Raw genomic sequence first — 17,032 nt, 5'->3', positions numbered from 1 at the left:
CTCAACGACGCAGCGACCTGGCGGCCGCCGAGAGGGCGTCGGCCGACTGCCGTAGCAGCGAGAGCTCCTCGTCGGAGAACGAGGTGGTGCGGATCGGGACGGCGCCGGAGGCGCTGACGATCGACGGCACCGACAGCGCCACTCCGTCGATACCGTGGAAGTCGTGCAGCACGGTGCTGACCGGCATCACCGCATGCTCGTCGCCGAGGATCGCCTCGACGATGCGCGCGCTCGACAGACCGATCGCGTAGTTCGTCGCCCCCTTGCCCCGGATCACCTTGTAGGCGGCATCGCGCACGTCGACGGCGATCTCGCGGAGTTCGTCGAGAGTGATGGGCGGATGCTCGGGCGTCTCCCACTCCAGGAGCGGCACGGTGCCGATCGTCGCTCTCGACCACAGCGGGAACTCGGTGTCGCCGTGCTCGCCCACGATGTGCGCGTGCACGCTCGCGGTCGAGACCCCGGCGCGCTGCGCCAGCTTCCATCGCAGGCGAGAGGTGTCGAGCACCGTACCGGAGGCGAAGATGCGCGCGGGCGGCAGGCCCGTCTCCTCCCGGGCGATCACCGTCAGGACGTCGCAGGGATTGGTCACGATCACGTAGACCGCGTTCGGCGCGACCTCGAGAAGCTGCGGCATCATCCCGCGGATGATCCCCGCGTTGACCTCGGCGAGCTCGATGCGCGTCTGACCGGGCTTCTGCTTGGCGCCGGCCGTGATGACCACGACGTGCGATCCGGCGGCGACCGAGACGTCGCTGCCGCCCGTGATGTCGCTGCTGCCGGTGAACTGCGTGCCGTGAGCGAGGTCGAGCACCTCGGCTTCGACCTTCTCCTGCGCGATGTCGTACAGCGCGACGTGACGCGCCGAGCCGCGGATGAGCGCGGCGTACGCGACGCTCGACCCCACACTGCCCGCGCCGACGACCGTGAGCTTCGAGTTCTCGATGATCTCCATGCGCCCAGTGTGGCAGCACGGCGGCGACGGCCTCCAGCGCCGCCGCCGGTGCGCGGGACTACCGTGGAGGGATGCGCAGCGTCGTCGTCACCACCGATCATCGTCTCGAGATCCAGGACATCCCGGAGCCGCGACCCGCCGCGGGCGAGGTGCTCGTCGACGTCATCGCCGCCGGTGTCAATCGCGCCGACCTCGCCCAGGCGGCCGGGAACTATCCGCCGCCGCCCGGAGCGTCGCCGATTCTGGGCCTAGAGGTGTCCGGTCGGCGGCGGGACACCGGAGAGGACGTCATCGCGCTGCTGGCCGGCGGCGGCTATGCCGAGACCGTCGCCGTTCCCGAAGCGCAGCTCCTGCCGATGCCCCGCGGGGTGTCCCCGATCGAAGCGGCGGGCCTGGTGGAGGTCGCGGCGACCGTCGTCTCGAACCTCGTGCTGGAGGCCGGTCTGCCGCTCTCTCCCGCCGAGGGCATCCCGCCCGCGCGCGTGCTGGTGCATGGCGGCACCGGCGGCATCGGTTCGTTCGCCCTCCAGTTCGCACGCTCGACGGGCGCGCGGGTCTTCACCACCGTCGGCTCGGACGAGGCGGTGCGTCGCGCGGAGGAGCTCGGCGCGGAGCGGGCGTGGAACCGCCACACCGACGACGTCGGCACCGCTGTCGCGGCCCTCGGCGGAGTCGACGTCATCCTGGACGTCGTCGGGGGGCCGACGTTGGACGCGAACGTGCGGATGCTGGCGGAGTTCGGCCGTCTCATCGTGATCGGCACGCTCGGCGGGAGCACGGGGACGCTCGACGTGGGCGCGCTCATGGCCCGGAGGGCGCGGGTCATCGGCACGACCCTGCGCTCGCGCGGCGTAGACGACAAGGCGCGCATCCTGCGCCGCACACGAGAGCTGGTGTGGCCCCTCGTGGAGGACGGAACGATCCGCGTTCCCGTGGAGGCGGTGCATCCGCTGGAGGACGCTGCCGTGGCCCATGCCGTGCTCGCCCGCGGCGGTCACGTGGGGAAGGTCGTGCTCGCCGTTCGCGCGTGACCTCTCCGCCGGGCGACCACCCGAAGCTCGACGGGGCGTCCGTACGGCGGTCGCCACCCGACGCGCCCGGTCGCCAGCCCCGCTTGGCGCGTCCCGCACGGACGTGGAATGGTATACCAGACGGCCCCCCGCCGTCTTCTCGAGGCCCCTGCGCACCTCCCCCTGTCTGCAGGGGCCTCTCCCCTGCCCGGTCGAGATCTTTCGAGCCCACCCTTACGGCGCGAGGAACCGGGCCGATATATCAATATCGGGGAGAAGATCGGCCAGGAGGACGTTGACGTGACGAGCACCTACATCGAGACGGGCGGGCACGTCCGCGTCTACGACGACGCCGTGCGCACCCACGAGATGTTCCCCCACGGCACCTATCGCGTGCACTTCACCGCGAAGGAGGGGTTCAGTCTCGTTCGCATCGACGACCTCGCGGTCGGAAGCGAACGCGTCTACGGCGGTCGAGAGTCGAAGGTCGAGAAGATCTTCGCCGCGTACGCCCGGGCCGAGCGCAGCCTGGGAGTGATGCTCTCGGGAGACAAGGGCATCGGCAAAACGATGTTCGTTCGCATGCTCGCCGAGCGTGCTCGTCAGCACGACCTGCCCGTCGTCGTCGTCGCCGAGGACCACGACGGCATCGTGGAGTTCCTCGACAGCCTCGACGAGTGCCTGGTCGTCTTCGACGAGTTCGAGAAGACGTTCCCGCTCGGCAGACGCAGCCTCGGCGACGGCGCCAACCGGCAGAACCAGTTCCTCACGCTGTTCGACGGCCTCTCGGCCGTCAAGCGCATCTACTGCCTCACCGTGAACGACGTGTCGGAGGTGAGCACCTACCTCGTCAACCGCCCTGGACGCTTCCACTACCACATGCGATTCGCGTACCCGGGGCCCGACGACGTGCGCCAGTACCTGCGCGACCAGGCGCCGCACGCCGACCCCGTCGAGATCGAGAACGTCGCCCTGTTCTCGCGCCGGGCACGGCTGAACTACGACCACCTGCGGGCGATCGCGTTCGAACTCGACCACGCCGGGTCGGTCTTCTCGGAGATCGTGGACGATCTGAACATCAAGTCGGTCGAGCCGAGCATCTACCGCATCGAGGCGCGCTTCCCCGACGGCCGCGTCTGGGCCGACGAGACCGAGGTGAACCTGTTCGAACGCGGCGATGTGGGCCGCACCTTCGAACTGCGTCACGGCATGCGCTCGATGTTCGCCTCGTTCGTGCCGCAGGACCTCGTGTTCGAGAACGACGGGACGATCCTCGTACCCGTGGATCGCCTCGAACTGCTCGACGACCACGACGACGAGCCGGAGATCTACCCGACCTCCGTCACGCTCACGCTCGTCGGACAGGCGACGTTCGGCTACCCGCTCTGACGACTATCCGGCGGCGGCTATGTCGTGCCGCTGCAACGTCTGGCGCAGCATCCGCACCGCCTCGGCGCGCTGCTGCGACACGGCCGCGTGCGAGACGCCGAGCTCCCTCGCGATCTCGCCCACCGTGCGCTCGTCGAAGTAGACGGCGCGGATGATCCAGCGCTTGCGCTCAGGCAGCGCCTCGACGGCCCGGCGGAGGAAGGCGTCGCGTTCCTCCGCCGCCACGAGTTCGTCGGGCAGGTGGCCCGACCACGCGGTCTCGCGGACCTCGTCGGCATCGATGCTCAGCATCCGCAGGTCGGCGACGGCGAGAGCATCGCGCACGGTCTTCGTTGGGAGGCCGAGCTCTTGCGAGACCTCCGCCACGGTCGGCTGGCGTCGCAGAGACCCGGTGAGACGCTCGCGCGCGGCGGCGGCGTCCTTCGCGCGGGACCGGACCTCGCGCGGCGCCCAGTCCATCGCGCGCAGCTCGTCTTTCAGCGCCCAGTCGACGCGGCCGCGTGCGAAGGCGCCGAACGGCACACCGAGCGTGTCGTCGAATCGATCCGCCGCGCGCACGAGCGCGTACGACCCCGCGGAGAGCAGATCGTCGCGCGCCACCTGCGTGAGCCGCGACGCGAGGCTCGCCGCCGCCGCCCGCACGATGTGCAGGTGTTCGACGACGAGCTGATTCCGAGCACCCAACGACATGGAGCGGCGCCTTTCACTGTCGGTGCAAGCCCTCCCCAGCAGCCCACAGCGCAGCCACCGCGCGGTGGCCGGAATCCTCATTGAACCACACGCGGCGCCGCGTGCCGCGGCGTGTCGTCAGTCGTTCACCTGCACGCGGCGATTGACCTCGCGCGTGGCCGAGAACTTCAGCACCGTGTAGTCGTTCACTTCTGCGGAGCCGTCGTCCTTCGCGAACTGCACGCGGTGCCCCTTGTGGGCTTGCGGGTAGAACTTGCCGAAGTTCGTCAGGGTCACCGTGTGCCCCTGGCCCACCAGATCGAGAAGCTCATCGATCATCGCGGTGTACGCCGTCTGCGCGGCCTGGACGGAGATGCCCCCGCGCCGCGCGAAGCGCTGCACGAACTCCCTCTTGCTGACGCGATTCGCATCGAACGTCTTGGATGTGCTCATTCACTTACCCCCAGTAAGTCGTTCGCTCCACGGGCGGGTCCCCAGCCCGGTCCCCCGAGGATAGTCGTTCTTTCTTGATATCTGCGGTGAACCGAGAGTTCACCTGATCTTCGAGTGCTCAGCCGCCGAGCCGGGCGCGCAGCGGATAGTCCTGATCGTCGAGGATCACCTGCAGGGCGCGACCGGTCTGTCGATGCACGACCAGCGGTGCACGGAGATTGAGGTGGATGCCGTCGTCGGCGGGGTTGGCGACGACGAGCACGCGCACATCGTCCACCCCGGCGGCCCCGATCTCGTCGAGGGCGACAGGGGGCAGACGCGGCCGATACTCGCCGGGACCGTCGGACGTGTCGAGGAGGAACAGCCGCACGTCGGCCTCGAGAGAGCGCAACGCGAAGAGTCCGGCGGCGCCGTCGACCGCCTGCAGCGAGAAATCCGTGTAGGGATGCAGGCCCGGCATCGGGGCCGCGAAGGTCACGCTCGCGGGGGTGGTGCCGTCGACGCTCATCGCAGGAACTCCAGGAGGTTGGTCTGCAGCGACCGTGCCGTCACCTGCAGGGCGGATTGGAAGACGAGCTCGGCGGACTGCAACCGCACGAGCACCTCGAGACTGTCGACGTTCTCGACCTCGGCCCGTCGCGCCTCGAGGTCGGTCGACGATGCCAGATGGAGCGACGACGCGCGTTCCAGCTGCACCTGCCGCGCACCGGTCGCACCCCGCGCGGCGACGACCGCAGTGAGGCGGGCGTCGATGTCGTCGAGACGGGCGCTCACGTCGGCACCGCTGCGCAGTTCCGTCGCGATGTCGTTCAGCAGCGCGAAGGCGCTCCCCGCCCCCTCGCCGAACGCCTGCGAACCGTCGAAGTCGACCCGCACCGTCTCGTTGTCGCTGATGCGGCGCTGCACGCTGCTCCCCGGAGTGCCCTGATAGGCGAAGGTCCCCGGGGCGAAGGCCGCGCCCGCGTCGCTCGTGCCGGCGAACACGTTGCGGCCGAGCACGGTGGTGTTCGCCTGCGCGAGCAGCTCGGCGCTGATCGTCTCGAGCTCCTGCGCGATCGACTCGCGAGCGGTCGGGCTGAGCGCACCGGAGTTCGCGCCCTGAGCGGTGAGGTCGCGCGCCCGGTTGAGCAGGTCGGCGCTCGCTCCGAGCGCCGTGTCGACCGTCGTCACCCAGGCCATGCCGTCGCTGGTGTTGCGCGCGAACTGGGCGACGCGCGACTGCTCGCCGTGCACCCCGAGAGTCGTCGCCGCAGCGGCCGGGTCGTCGCTGGGCGAGCGGAACGCCCGCTGGGACGAGGCCTGGTACTGCAGCAGCTCGCGGTCGGCGAGGGTGCCCTGCAGGGTGCGCAGCGACTGCTGGGTCATGGTGGTGCTCGTCACTCGGCCGATCATGTCGTCTCCCTGCTCAGCGGCCGACGAGGCCGGTGCGGTTGATGAGGAGGTCCAGCGCCTCGTCCATGGTGGTCAGCACGCGGGCAGCGGCCTGATAGGCGGTCTGGTAGGTGAGGAGGTTGATGGTCTCCTCGTCGCCGTCGACCGATGCATTCGACTGCTGCGCCGTCACGGCGGCGACCGCCCCCGACTCGGCGATGTCGGCGCGCTGCAGATCGCCGGCCACCGACACCGCGAACCCGGTGACGAAGGCGCCCCAGGTCGCGCTCGGTCCCGTCGCCGAGGTGGCCAGCGCGCCGAGGCGATCGGCGATCGTGGTGTCCTTCGGCCCGGCGCCCGGAGCCGACAGCGCGAGGTCGGCGAGAGACGTCGGCACGACGCGCAGACCGCGCGCCGGCGGCGCCGACGGGTCGAGAGCGAAGAAGTCGCCGCCCGCGGTGCCCGCTGCGGTGACGCCCGATCGGTGCACGTCGTTCACGGCCGCAGCGAGGGCGGTCGCTGTCTCGTTGTAGGCGCGGGCGACCGCGGCGAGGGAGCCCCCGTCATTCGCCGGGGCGAGGGCGCTGAGGGATCCGCCGATCGTGCCGCCGACCACCGGCACCGGCACGCCGGGGCGATCGGCCCAGGCCACGGTGACGCGTCCCGCATCCGCGATGTCCCGTGGGCCGCTCGCGACCAGCGCGCGCGCGGAATCGCCCGACACGAGGGCGTTACCGTCGACCCGCAGAGTGAGGGTGCCGTCGGCTTCGGGGACGCCCGTCGCTCCGACGATCGAGGAGAGCTGCTGGGCGAGGGTGGAACGCTGATCGATGAGTTCGTTCGCGCTGCGCCCCGACTGCAGTGCCTCGCGGATCTGACCGTTGAGGGTCGCGACCTGCCCCGCGAGGGAGTTCACCTCGGCGAGCTGCCTGTCGACGGCGCCGCGCAATTCGGCCCACTGGCCGGCGACCGCGTCGTAGCCGGCACCGATCTGCCCGACCAGCACCTGCGCGTTGGTCAGGACCACCTGCGCCGCTGCACCGTCCGGGGTGTTGGCGAGATCCGACCATCCGGCCCAGAACCGGTCGAGGTTCGCCGCGAGTCCCTGCTTCGTGGGCTCGGCCATCGCCTTCTCGGCCTGGACGGCGGCGGATGCCCGGGCCGTCCAGAAGCCCGATGTCGCGAGGGCGTCCCGCACGCGCGCGTCGAGGACCTCGTCCCCGAGCCGCGCGATGCCCGTGATATCGACCCCGCCGCCGATCGCGAAGCCCGTGCGCCAGAGGCCGGCGAGCCCGGGGGCGGCGGCCGGCGCCTGCTCGACGCGCTGCCGCGTGTATCCCGGCGTGGTCTGATTGGCGATGTTCTGACCGGTCACGGTCATGCCGGCGCGGGCCGCCGAGAGTGCGGATTCGGCGAGGCGAAGACCTGCGAACGACGACATGTCTCACGCCCTCGTGTCGAGGAGTCGGGCATCGGCGTCGCGGACGACCTCACCGTCGGCGGCGTACTCGCCGCTCGGCACGCCGAGACCGGCGATGGTCTCCTGGGTCACACGGATCGCCGTGCGCAGGCGCTGCTCGTTGATCTGCTTCATCTGCTCGATCTCCTCTGCGAGGGCGCTCATGCTGCGCAGGTGCTCAGAGAACACCTCGCGCCAGGCGTCGGTGGGCGCGGCATCGATCAGCTCGCTGAGCGTCGATGCCTCGGGGACACCCCACTCGTCGGCGACCGCGACCACGAGCGTGTCGCGCGAGAGGGCGACCGTCGGCATCGCAGCGAGCACGCGCTCGATCTCCGTCACGGCGTGCCGGATCCACCGGTTGCGGCCGGTGGCCAGGAGCGTCTGCTGCACGTCGAGCTTGAAGAGCAGCAGTTCGAGCAACTCGCGCTCGCGCATCAGCTGCATGCTCAGGTCGTGGGCGGCGGCCACGTCAATCACCTCGTCGGATCGGGTCGGGACGACGGTTCACCCGCCATCCCCCACGACTATCGCGACACCGGTAACCGCAGTAACTCGGGGAGCATGGGCAGAACTACCCATCGACCGATTTCAGTCGACGTGAGATGCGCCTCCGAGGGCCTTCCGCAGGGCATCCTCGGCTGAGCCGTCGGACGCCGCCGCGACGGCATCCTTGTTCGCATCCTGCACGGCGAGGACGATCTCGGCGCGATGGATGCGCATGTCGCGCGGCGCATCGATCCCGACCCGCACGCCGCCCGGCGTCACGGCGAGGATGGTGATGGTGATGTCGTCGCCGATCACGATGCTCTCGTCGGCGCGTCTCGTCAGTACCAGCAACCCATCCGCCTTCCGTGGCCGGCGCGCTCACGCGCAGTCGTGACCACGGTACTGCATTCCCTCGTAAACGAGCGGATGCACCCGTTAGGCGCTCGGCAGCGCCGAAGGCGCCAACCGCACAACGCCGACGACGTCCGTGGCGAGCCCTCCGGCGGCGGCCTCGTCGTACGACAGCACGACGATACCGCGCACCTGCGGAGCGACCAGGCGCCGCACGGCCGCCCGCAGCGTCGGCGCGCACACCAGCACCGGCTCGGGACCCGACGGGTCGAGCTCGGTCATCGTGCACCGGACGCTGTCGATGACCTGCATCGTGGCGTCGGGCGGCAGGACGATCTGCGGCGCGCCGTCGACGACCCGCATGCCCTCGAGCATCTGCTGCTCGAGCACCGGCTCGAACATCACCACGCGCAGCCGCCCGTCCTGGGCGAAGCGGGCCGCGATGGCGGGCCCGAGTGCGCTTCGTGCCGCGTCGACCAGTCCGGCGGTGTCGGTCGAGACCTTCCCGCGCAGGGCGAGCGCCTCGAAGATGCGGGTGAGATCGTTGATCGGCACCCGCTCCGCGAGCAGACCCGCGAGCACCCGTTGGATCGCCGCGAGCGAGAGCACGGCGGGGGTGAGCTCCTCGACGGTCGTCGGACTCGACTGGCGCAGATGCTCGGTGAGCTGGCGGACGTCCTCGAGCGAAAGCAGCCGTTCGGCGTTGGCCTGCACCACGTCGGACAGATGGGTGATGATCACGCTCGCCCGATCGATCACCGTCGCCCCGGCCATGTCGGCCGCGTGCGACATCTCGGCCGGCACCCACTTGCCCTCCAATCCGAAGACCGGATCGACGACCGCCGTGCCCGGCAGCTGTTCGAGGCCCGCGCCGATGGCCAGGACGTGGCCGCGGGGCACTTCTCCGCGGCCGACCTCGACGCCCGCGATGAGGAGGGCGTACGTCTCGGCCGGCAGCTCGATGTTGTCGCGGGTGCGGACGGGCGGCATGAGCATCCCGATCTCCATCGCGAGCTTGCGACGCAGCGCCTTCACGCGGCCGAGCAGGTCGCCCGCTCCCCCGGCGGCGAGGTCGACGATATCGGGCGACAGCGAGATCTCGAGCGCGTGCACGCGCATGCGCTCCATCAGCTCGTCGGACGACTCGGCGGCGGCATCGGCGGCGGTCTGCTCCTGCTCCTCGGCGGCGTGCGCGGCCGCCCGCTCCTCGTTCGCCTTGACGCGTGACGCGGCGAACAGCAGCACCGCACCGATCGCCCCGAAGACGAGCAGCGGCATGCCGGGGATGAACCCCATCGCGACGGCGGCGAGCCCGGTGATGACCAGCGCGGCGCGGGACTGCAGCAGCTGGCGCCCCGCCGCCTGCCCCATCTCCGACTCGACGTTCTCGCGGGTGACGATCATGCCCGTCGAGACGGCCATCAGCAGGGCGGGGATCTGCGTGACCAGGCCGTCGCCGATGGTCAGGATGCTGTAGGTCTGCAGGGCATCGCCGACCTCCATCCCGTGCTGCACCATGCCGATGATGATGCCGCCGACGAAGTTGATGATCACGATCACGATGCCCGCGATCGCGTCGCCCTTGACGAACTTCGACGCGCCGTCCATCGCCCCGTAGAAGTCGGCCTCGGCGGCCACAGCGGCCCGGCGCTCACGCGCCTCCTGCTCGGTGATGAGTCCGGCATTGAGATCGGCGTCGATCGCCATCTGCTTGCCCGGCATCGCATCGAGGGTGAAGCGCGCCCCCACCTCGGCGACGCGCTCGGCGCCCTTCGTGACCACGACGAACTGGATGACCGTGAGGATGAGGAAGATGACCGCGCCGATCACCAGCGACCCGCTGATCGTGATCTCGCCGAACGCCTGGATGACCTGCCCGGCATGCGCCTCGCTGAGCACCAGGCGCGTGGAGGCGACGTTGAGTCCGAGCCGGAAGAGCGTGGCCACCAGCAGCAGGCTGGGGAACACGGAGAAGTCCAGAGGCTTCTTCACGAACATCGCCGTCAGCAGGATGAGCAGCGCGAACGAGATGTTGAGCACGATCAGCACGTCGAGCAGCCCGGTGGGGATCGGCACGATCAGCAGCAGGATGATGCCCACCACCCCGACGGGTACCCCCGCCTTCGTGATCAGCTGTCCGAACATGGCCTCTTCCTCTCGTCGTCCGCGGTTCAGAGCCCGCGGTCCCTCGTGCTCGCGAACGGCATGGTGTGCGTGCCCCGCGCCGACCCGCGACGCCGCAGGTGCTCGATGAACGCGAGCACCTGCGCGACGGCGGTGTACAGCCCCTCGGGGATCTCGCGCCCGACGTCGCACGCCGCGTGCAGGGCTCGCGCCAGCGGCACGTCGCGCACGAGCGGCACCCCGCTCTGCTCGGCCTTCTCGCGGATCTTCTGCGCCACCACGCCGGCTCCCTTCGCGACGACGCGCGGAGCGGCCTTGCCGGGCTCGTAGCGCAGGGCGACGGCCACGTGCGTCGGGTTGACCAGCACCACGTCGCTGTCGCCGACGGCGGCGATCATCCGGTTGCGGCTCAGGGCGATCTGCCGCGACCGGCGCTGCGAACGGATCAGCGGATCGCCCTCGGTCTTCTTGTGCTCGTCCTTCGCCTCTTTCTTCGTCATGTGCGTGTGCTTGCGATTGCGTCGCAGCACCACGAAGACGTCGATCGCGGCGAGCAGGATGCCCACGACGACGGCGACCTGCAACAGCGCGAGCGTGCCGCCCGCCGCCTGCTCGAGCAGCCAGGCGATGTTGTGGCTCCCGCTCGCCATGAGAACGGGCACGAGACCGGCGACGACGATCCAGAGCGCGAGCCCGATCGCCGCGGTCTTCAATAGCGCCTTGGCCCCCTCCCACAACGCCTGACGCCCGAACACGCGCTTCAGGCCGGCCACGAGGTTGAACTGCTCCGCCCGCATCGTGAATCCGCGCAGGTGCACCCCGCCCTGGGCGACGGCCGTCGCCGCCGTCGCGAGCAGCACCACGAGCATCATCGGCAGCAGGATGCCGCCCATCGACCCGAAGGCCGCCCCGAGCGCCTCCAGCGCGGCGCCGTCCGCCGGGTGCGCCGCCACCTGCGAGATGCCGAGCGAGAGCTCGGTGAGAGGCTGCGTCGACGCGACGATCGTCGGTACCGCCATCACCGCGGCCGCCGCGATGCACACCCACGCCGTGAAGTCCTGGCTGCGACCGATCTGCCCCTTGCGCCGCGCCTCCCTGAGGCGACGTTCGGTGGCTTTCTCGGTGCGTTCGCCGCTGTCGGTGTCGCTCATCCGCTCACCCCCAGGAGCAGGCGCGCGGCATCGTCGGCGAGGGCCGCCACCACACCCGGGAGCACCGCGTACACGAAGGCGACCAGCAGCAGGGTGAGCCCGATCTTCACGGGGAAGCTCAATGCGAAGGCGTTGAGGGCCGGCGCCACACGGCTCACGAGGCCCAGCCCGACGTCGGCGAGGAACAGGACGATGAGCAGCGGTCCGGCGATCTGCACCGCGCTGAGCATCATCTGGCCCGCGGCCCCGATCAGCGCATCGGCGGGACGCGCGAGATCGATCACCCCGTCGACGGGCACCGCGTCGAACGAACGGAACAGTCCGCCCAGGACGAGTTGATAGCCGTCGGAGGCGAAGAGCAGCAGGATCGCCGTCACCTGGAAGAGGCGCGTGAACTGGGCGCCGTTGACCGCCATGCCCGGATCGAAGGCCTGCGCCAACTGGAACCCGCCGAAGGTGTCGACGAGATGGCCGGCTCCCTGGATCGCACTGAACAGCGCCATCACGAGGAAGCCGAGCAGCGCCCCCGTGAGCGCCTGACCGGCCAGGGCGAACAGGAAAGCGGGTGTGTCGAGGCGTTCGTACCCGACCGCGACGACGGGCGAGACGGCGAGAGCGAGGCCCACCCCCAGCATGGCGCGGATGCGCATGGGGATCGTGCCGTGGCTGAACGGCGGGGCCAGCACGAGGAACGCGGTGATGCGCACGGCCGCCAACGAGGTCGCCTCGAGCCACGTGAAGTCGATGGGGATGTTCATCAGCCGCCGTTCAACAGCGCGGGGATGCGCGCGAACATCTCGTTCGAGAAGGCGATGAGCTCGGCGATCATCCAGTGCCCGCTGACGAGCAGAGCGATGCCGACGGCGATGAGCTTGGGCACGAACGAGATCGTCATCTCCTGCACCTGCGTGATCGACTGCAGCAGCGAGATCGCGAAGCCGACGACGAGCGCCGTGATGAGCAGCGGTGCGCAGAGTTTGGCCCCGACGATGAGCGCTGCCTGACCGATGTCGATGACCGCCTCCGGGCTCATCAGCCACCTCCGCTGTACGACTGGACGAGCGCAGTGACGACCATCCCCCACCCGTCGATGAGCAGGAAGAGCAGGATCTTGAACGGCAGCGAGATCATCACCGGCGGGAGCATCATCATGCCCATCGACATCAGCGCGCTCGCGACGACGAGGTCGATCACGAGGAAGGGCAGGAAGATGATGAACCCGATGAGGAACGCCGCACGCAGCTCGCTCAGCATGAACGCCGGGATCAGGGTCTGCAACGGCACGGCGGCGGGATCGTCGGGGTTGTCCATCTGCGCCGCGCGGTACATCAGCGCGATGTCCTCCTCGCGGGTGTACGACAGCATCCACTGCCGCAGCGGCTCCTGCGCCAGCTCGAACGCCCTCCCGAAGTCCACCTCGCCGGCCGTGAAGGGACTCACGGCCACCGTGTTGATGTCGGTGAGCACGGGCCACATGATGAACAGCGTCAGGAACAGGCTCAGACCGGCGAGCACCTGGTTGGGCGGGATCGACGGCAGCGACAGCGCGTTCCGGGTGAGGGCGAGCACGACGAAGATCTTGGTGAAGCTCGACATCATCAGCAGCAGCGCGGGTGCGACGCTCAGGACCGTGATGCCCAACAGGGTGACGATGCTGTCGGAGGGCGTGCCGTTGATGCCGTTGATCGTCACGCCCTCGCCGTCGCCCGTCTGCGTCGGCAGCATCGCGGCGTGCGCGGCCCCCTCGCCGACGCCCGCGAGCACGGCGATGGCCGCGACGCCGAGCGCGACGGCCACCACGACGCCGACGCGCACGGTACGGCGCACGGCGCACGCAGGCAGCAGGGCGGGGGCGGGTGCGGGCACGACGGCGCTCCGGAGACGAGGAGGTGGCCGATCCGTAGCCGAGGGGGAGAGCGATCCGTGCTCGTCGACGACTATCGCGGCGCGACGGCCGCGCCGTAACCCGACGGCTCGCGCCGGATGCCGCGGACGCTGCGGATCAGGCGACCGGCTTGAGCGCGCGTCCGTCCGGATCGGCGGGCGGTGCGGCGTCGTCCTCGTCGTCGATCGGCGCCGGCGCCTCCTGCGTGTCGACCACGCTGACCCCCTGCTCGGTCACCCCGAGCACATAGCGGATACCGCCGAACTCGGCGACGACCAGCTGCGCCTTGCCGGCGAGCCCCGACCGCGCCACCACCGTGATCTTCTCGGGGCGCGCCTTCGCCGTCGCGCGCCCGCGCAGCGTGCGGGGGTTCGTGAGACCGCGCAGGGCGCGGGGGCGGCCGGGGACGAGGCCCGAGAGCGGATGCGCCCCCTTCGCCCCCGCCTTCTGCATACGCCTGCTGAGGAACAGCAGCAGCCCGAGGACGGCGGCGAGGGCGACGACCATGCGCAGGGCGATGAGGATGTCGTCCACGGTCAGACGCTCTCGGCCGTATCGAGGATGCGCTCGACCCTGATCGCGAAGTCCCCGTCGGCGACGACGACCGTGCCGTGGCCGATCAACCGGCCGTTCAAGCGGATGTCGGCAGGAGACCCGGCCGCCCGGTCGAGTTCGACCACACGCCCGGGCTCGAGGGTCAGCACATCGCGCACGGGCATCCGCGTGCGGCCGATCTCGACCGCCAGCTCCATCTGCACGCCCGCGATCCGACTCAGCCGCTGCGATCCCGAGGCGGCGGTGCCGCCGGGCGCTCCGTCGATGCGTACCGCGACGCGCGCCACGACGGCGCCCTCGGCGTCGACGATGTCGAACACCTGGGCGCCGGGAGCCGTGAACGCCCCCGCGGCGTCGACCAGTTCGCCGTCTCCGAGGGTTCCCGCGCCGAGCACCGCCACCGCGGACTCGAACACGGGATGCAGTCGATCGCCGAGCGGCGCGGACGGCGAGCCGTCCTCGAGCTGCGACGGGTCGAGCACCTGCAGGGCGATGCGCGCCCCGGGGGCGCCCGCGAAGGCGACCACGACGGCCTCGCCCGTGGCGCCCGGGTCGGTCGAGGGTGCGGGGATGACGGGGTAGCCGAACGGCAGGCGTCCGGCGACGGCGGCGGCGACAGCGGTCGCGTGGAACGTGCTCATCAGGGGGTCTCCTCGGGGAGGGCGGTGATCATGCAGGTGAGCCGGGAGCCACTGCTCCCGGGGGTGGCACGGGCGATGGGGGTGCTCCCCGCGACGAGCTCGAACGGCGCGGTCTCGGGGTGCGGGAGCCGCAGCAGGTCGCCGGGCGCCAGATCGAGGATCTCGCCGGCGTCGATGGTGAGCGGCGTGAGACGCAGCGCGACCTCCAGCGGCGTGCTGCGCAGCTGATCGAGCGCCTGGGCTCCGGTCGAGACGGCCCCCGTATCGGGGACCGCGGCGGCGAGCCGATCGACCACGGCCGACGCGGGGAGCATCACGGTGGCCGCGCTCACCGCGTCGCCGAGGCGCATGGCGTAGCGCGCGACCACGACCGCCGCCGACCCGGAGATGACCTGCAGGTACTGCGGGTTGTAGTGCACGCCCGCGAACACGGGCTCTCCGGGCAGCAGCGCACCGAGGCTCGCGGCGAGGTGCTCCAACGTCCCCTCGGTGAGATTGCGCACGAGCGCCAGCTCGATCGGGGTGAAGGTGCGCGACTCGGGGGCGATCGTGCTGCGACCGCCCATCATCTGCACGACCCAGAGCAGGGCGCTGTCGAGACCGAACTGCAGCACGCAGGGCTCCTCGCGTTCCGCGAACGAGCCCACCACCATCGCGGTCGTCGCCGGGAGGGTGTCGGCGTACTCCTGGTACGACACCAGCTCCACGGCTTCCAACGAGAGGTGAGCGCGCACGCGGATCTTCGCGGTGAGCTGCGACGACCAGAGACGCGCGAACGACTCGAACGCCGCCTCCAGCTGGCGGATGCTCTCGCGTCCGAGCTGCGCGGGCCGGCCGAAGTCGTAGGCGGGGTAGCGACCTGCGGGGTCGTCCCGCACCGTCGTGGCGGACATCGCGCGCTCCTCCATCGTGTCTGTCATGCGTCTCAACCCTCTCCGGTCCCCGCGGCGATGGCCGGGATGAGGGCCCGCACCTGATCCTCCTCGTCGGATTCGACGACGATGTCGACTCGACGGTTGCTCGCGAGCGCCTCGGGGGTGTCTCCGGGTGCGATCGGACGCGTGTCCGAGAAGGCGGTCGCCCGCACCCTCGCGCCCACCACGCCCTCGTGCTCGACGAGGAACCGGGCGACCTGGGTCGCCCTTCCGCCCGAGAGCTCCCAGTTCGTCGGGAACGGGAACGCCGACAGGCGATGGTCGGCGTGCCCTTCGACGCTGACCTGGTTGTCGACCGTGATCAGCACGTCGCCGATCACGTCGAGCACCGTGTCCGCGGTACCGGAGAGATCGGTGCTGTTGTCGGCGAAGAACGTCTCGGCGCCGATGAGTCCGACCTGCAGGCCGCGGTCGTCGATCACGAACTCCACCGTGCCCTCGAGACCGTGCACCGCGAGGGCCGAACGCATCCGCTCCTGCAGCTCCTCCAGCGACTCGTACTCTGCGGTCGCCCGCATCGTGAGGTCCTCGATGCCGTCGTCGGTCTCCATCTCGGGCGGGATCACCATGCCCTCGGAGGTGTCGGCGCCGCCCTTGTCCTCCTCCTGCCCGAACCCGGTGGCGAGGCTGTTGGCCAGCATCTGGAACTTGGTCTTGTCGACGTTCGACACGGCGAAGAGCACGATGAACAGGCACATCAGCACCGTCACCATGTCGGCGTACGAGACGGCCCAGCGCTCATCCGGCTCGTCGTGCTCGTCGTCGTGGTGGGCGCGGCCGCGACCGCGCCGGGCGGTGCTCACAGCGTCTCCTCGACGGCCTGCTCCCGCTTCTGCCGTCGCTGCGCCGGCTTCACGGTCGACATCGCCTCGAGGCGCTCCTGCAGCAGGTGCGGCGCGCTGCCCGCCTGGATCGCGAGCATCCCCTCGCTGACGAGCGTCATGCGCTCCAATTCGACGGCCCCGATGCGCCCCAGCCGTCCGGCGATCGGATTCCAGATGAAGTTCGCCGACAACAGGCCCCAGAGCGTGGCGACGAAGGCGGCGGCGATCATCGGACCGAGGTGGTCGGGCTCGTCGAGCTTCTCGAGCACGTGGGTGAGCGAGACGACGGTGCCGACGATGCCGATGGTCGGCGCATAGCCCCCGAGCGAGGCGAAGAACTTCGACGCGACACGGTTGCGTGACGACGTGGCGGTGATCTCGTCGTCCATCATCAAGCGCAGATCCTCGGCGTCCGTGCCGTCGGCGAGGGCCTGCAGCGCCTGACGCGTGAAGGCATCCGGGGCGGTCTCGAGCTCCTGCTCCAGGGCCAGCAGTCCCTCGGTGCGCGCCTTGTCGGCGTAGCCCACGAGGAACGGGATCACCGCCTCGGGCGTCATCTTCGGACCGCGCACCATCCGCCCGAGGCTCGACAGGGCCAGGCGGGTGTCTCGCAGCGTGTGGCTCGCGATACCGACACCGATCGTCGACCCGAGCACGAGGATCATCGGGGCGGGGATGAAGAGCGCCTGGAAGCTCGCGCCCTCCATCGTGATCATCGCGACGAGGGCACCGAAGGCGAGGACGACGCCGATCAGGAATGCGGGATCCACG

Annotated in this window: 20 protein-coding genes; 2 read left to right on the top strand and 18 right to left on the bottom strand. The window is 70.3% G+C overall.

The features are described from left to right. Position 1: 1 nt before the first annotated feature. Positions 2–955, bottom strand: a complete 954-nt coding sequence (locus tag AC3A3J_RS09625) for an L-lactate dehydrogenase (RefSeq protein WP_487672067.1) — start codon at positions 953–955, stop codon at positions 2–4. 71 nt (positions 956–1,026) lie between these two features. On the opposite strand from AC3A3J_RS09625, the gene AC3A3J_RS09620 reads away from it, so the two are divergent. Further along, on the top strand, positions 1,027–1,986 hold the full coding sequence (locus AC3A3J_RS09620) for an NAD(P)H-quinone oxidoreductase (RefSeq protein ID WP_487672066.1): 960 nt from the start codon (positions 1,027–1,029) through the stop codon (positions 1,984–1,986). 279 nt (positions 1,987–2,265) lie between these two features. Further along, positions 2,266–3,354, top strand: a complete 1,089-nt coding sequence (locus AC3A3J_RS09615) for an AAA family ATPase (RefSeq protein ID WP_487672065.1) — start codon at positions 2,266–2,268, stop codon at positions 3,352–3,354. 3 nt (positions 3,355–3,357) lie between these two features. Here AC3A3J_RS09615 and AC3A3J_RS09610 read toward each other — a convergent pair whose 3' ends face one another. The 17 genes from AC3A3J_RS09610 to AC3A3J_RS09530 all read right to left on the bottom strand — a co-directional run bounded on the left by AC3A3J_RS09610 (position 3,358) and on the right by AC3A3J_RS09530 (position 17,031). Then, the gene (locus AC3A3J_RS09610; protein WP_487672064.1) at positions 3,358–4,044 is read right to left on the bottom strand and encodes a sigma-70 family RNA polymerase sigma factor; all 687 of its coding nucleotides are present in this window, start codon (positions 4,042–4,044) and stop codon (positions 3,358–3,360) included. A 117-nt stretch (positions 4,045–4,161) separates the two neighbouring features. Further along, positions 4,162–4,476 (bottom strand): HU family DNA-binding protein, encoded by a 315-nt coding sequence (locus AC3A3J_RS09605; RefSeq protein WP_487672063.1) that lies wholly within the window; start codon positions 4,474–4,476, stop codon positions 4,162–4,164. 118 nt (positions 4,477–4,594) lie between these two features. Beyond that, positions 4,595–4,984, bottom strand: a complete 390-nt coding sequence (gene fliW / locus AC3A3J_RS09600) for a flagellar assembly protein FliW (protein ID WP_487672062.1) — start codon at positions 4,982–4,984, stop codon at positions 4,595–4,597. Continuing rightward, entirely contained in the window at positions 4,981–5,856 is an 876-nt protein-coding gene (locus tag AC3A3J_RS09595) for a flagellin N-terminal helical domain-containing protein (protein WP_487672061.1), read from the bottom strand. Before AC3A3J_RS09595 ends, fliW begins: the two co-directional genes overlap by 4 nt. A gap of 25 nt (positions 5,857–5,881) precedes the next feature. After that, a complete protein-coding gene (gene flgK / locus AC3A3J_RS09590; RefSeq protein ID WP_487672060.1) occupies positions 5,882–7,288 on the bottom strand; it encodes a flagellar hook-associated protein FlgK in 1,407 nt (468 codons plus the stop codon). A 3-nt stretch (positions 7,289–7,291) separates the two neighbouring features. After that, positions 7,292–7,777, bottom strand: a complete 486-nt coding sequence (gene flgN, locus AC3A3J_RS09585; protein WP_487672059.1) for a flagellar export chaperone FlgN — start codon at positions 7,775–7,777, stop codon at positions 7,292–7,294. Between the two features lie 120 nt (positions 7,778–7,897). After that, complete coding sequence (gene csrA / locus AC3A3J_RS09580; RefSeq protein ID WP_487672058.1) at positions 7,898–8,146, bottom strand: carbon storage regulator CsrA; 249 nt, start codon at positions 8,144–8,146, stop codon at positions 7,898–7,900. Between the two features lie 84 nt (positions 8,147–8,230). Then, positions 8,231–10,291 carry a flagellar biosynthesis protein FlhA gene (locus AC3A3J_RS09575; RefSeq protein WP_487672057.1) on the bottom strand — a complete coding sequence of 687 codons (2,061 nt, stop codon included), beginning with the start codon at positions 10,289–10,291 and terminating at the stop codon, positions 8,231–8,233. 26 nt (positions 10,292–10,317) lie between these two features. Further along, a complete protein-coding gene (locus AC3A3J_RS09570; RefSeq protein ID WP_487672056.1) occupies positions 10,318–11,421 on the bottom strand; it encodes an EscU/YscU/HrcU family type III secretion system export apparatus switch protein in 1,104 nt (367 codons plus the stop codon). Beyond that, on the bottom strand, positions 11,418–12,179 hold the full coding sequence (locus tag AC3A3J_RS09565; RefSeq protein ID WP_487672055.1) for a flagellar biosynthetic protein FliR: 762 nt from the start codon (positions 12,177–12,179) through the stop codon (positions 11,418–11,420). The genes AC3A3J_RS09570 and AC3A3J_RS09565 overlap by 4 nt, the downstream gene beginning before the upstream one ends. Further along, the gene (gene fliQ / locus AC3A3J_RS09560; RefSeq protein WP_314647729.1) at positions 12,179–12,454 is read right to left on the bottom strand and encodes a flagellar biosynthesis protein FliQ; all 276 of its coding nucleotides are present in this window, start codon (positions 12,452–12,454) and stop codon (positions 12,179–12,181) included. Before fliQ ends, AC3A3J_RS09565 begins: the two co-directional genes overlap by 1 nt. Continuing rightward, complete coding sequence (gene fliP, locus AC3A3J_RS09555) at positions 12,454–13,287, bottom strand: flagellar type III secretion system pore protein FliP (protein ID WP_487672054.1); 834 nt, start codon at positions 13,285–13,287, stop codon at positions 12,454–12,456. The genes fliQ and fliP overlap by 1 nt, the downstream gene beginning before the upstream one ends. 136 nt (positions 13,288–13,423) lie before the next feature. After that, entirely contained in the window at positions 13,424–13,840 is a 417-nt protein-coding gene (locus AC3A3J_RS09550) for a flagellar biosynthetic protein FliO (RefSeq protein WP_487672053.1), read from the bottom strand. 2 nt (positions 13,841–13,842) lie between these two features. Further along, positions 13,843–14,502: a FliM/FliN family flagellar motor switch protein gene (locus tag AC3A3J_RS09545; RefSeq protein WP_487672052.1), complete on the bottom strand. Its 660-nt coding sequence runs from the start codon at positions 14,500–14,502 to the stop codon at positions 13,843–13,845. Continuing rightward, a complete protein-coding gene (locus AC3A3J_RS09540) occupies positions 14,502–15,422 on the bottom strand; it encodes a flagellar motor switch protein FliM (protein WP_487672051.1) in 921 nt (306 codons plus the stop codon). The genes AC3A3J_RS09545 and AC3A3J_RS09540 overlap by 1 nt, the downstream gene beginning before the upstream one ends. 5 nt (positions 15,423–15,427) lie before the next feature. Beyond that, positions 15,428–16,240 (bottom strand): OmpA/MotB family protein, encoded by an 813-nt coding sequence (locus AC3A3J_RS09535; RefSeq protein ID WP_487672050.1) that lies wholly within the window; start codon positions 16,238–16,240, stop codon positions 15,428–15,430. Beyond that, positions 16,237–17,031: a motility protein A gene (locus tag AC3A3J_RS09530; RefSeq protein ID WP_487672049.1), complete on the bottom strand. Its 795-nt coding sequence runs from the start codon at positions 17,029–17,031 to the stop codon at positions 16,237–16,239. Before AC3A3J_RS09530 ends, AC3A3J_RS09535 begins: the two co-directional genes overlap by 4 nt. Position 17,032: the final 1 nt, after the last annotated feature.

It is taken from the genome of Microbacterium sp. Soil_N32 (genome assembly GCF_057655505.1).
Note: the sequence above shows the minus strand (reverse complement) of the source record. Positions and strands in the feature narration are given on the sequence as shown.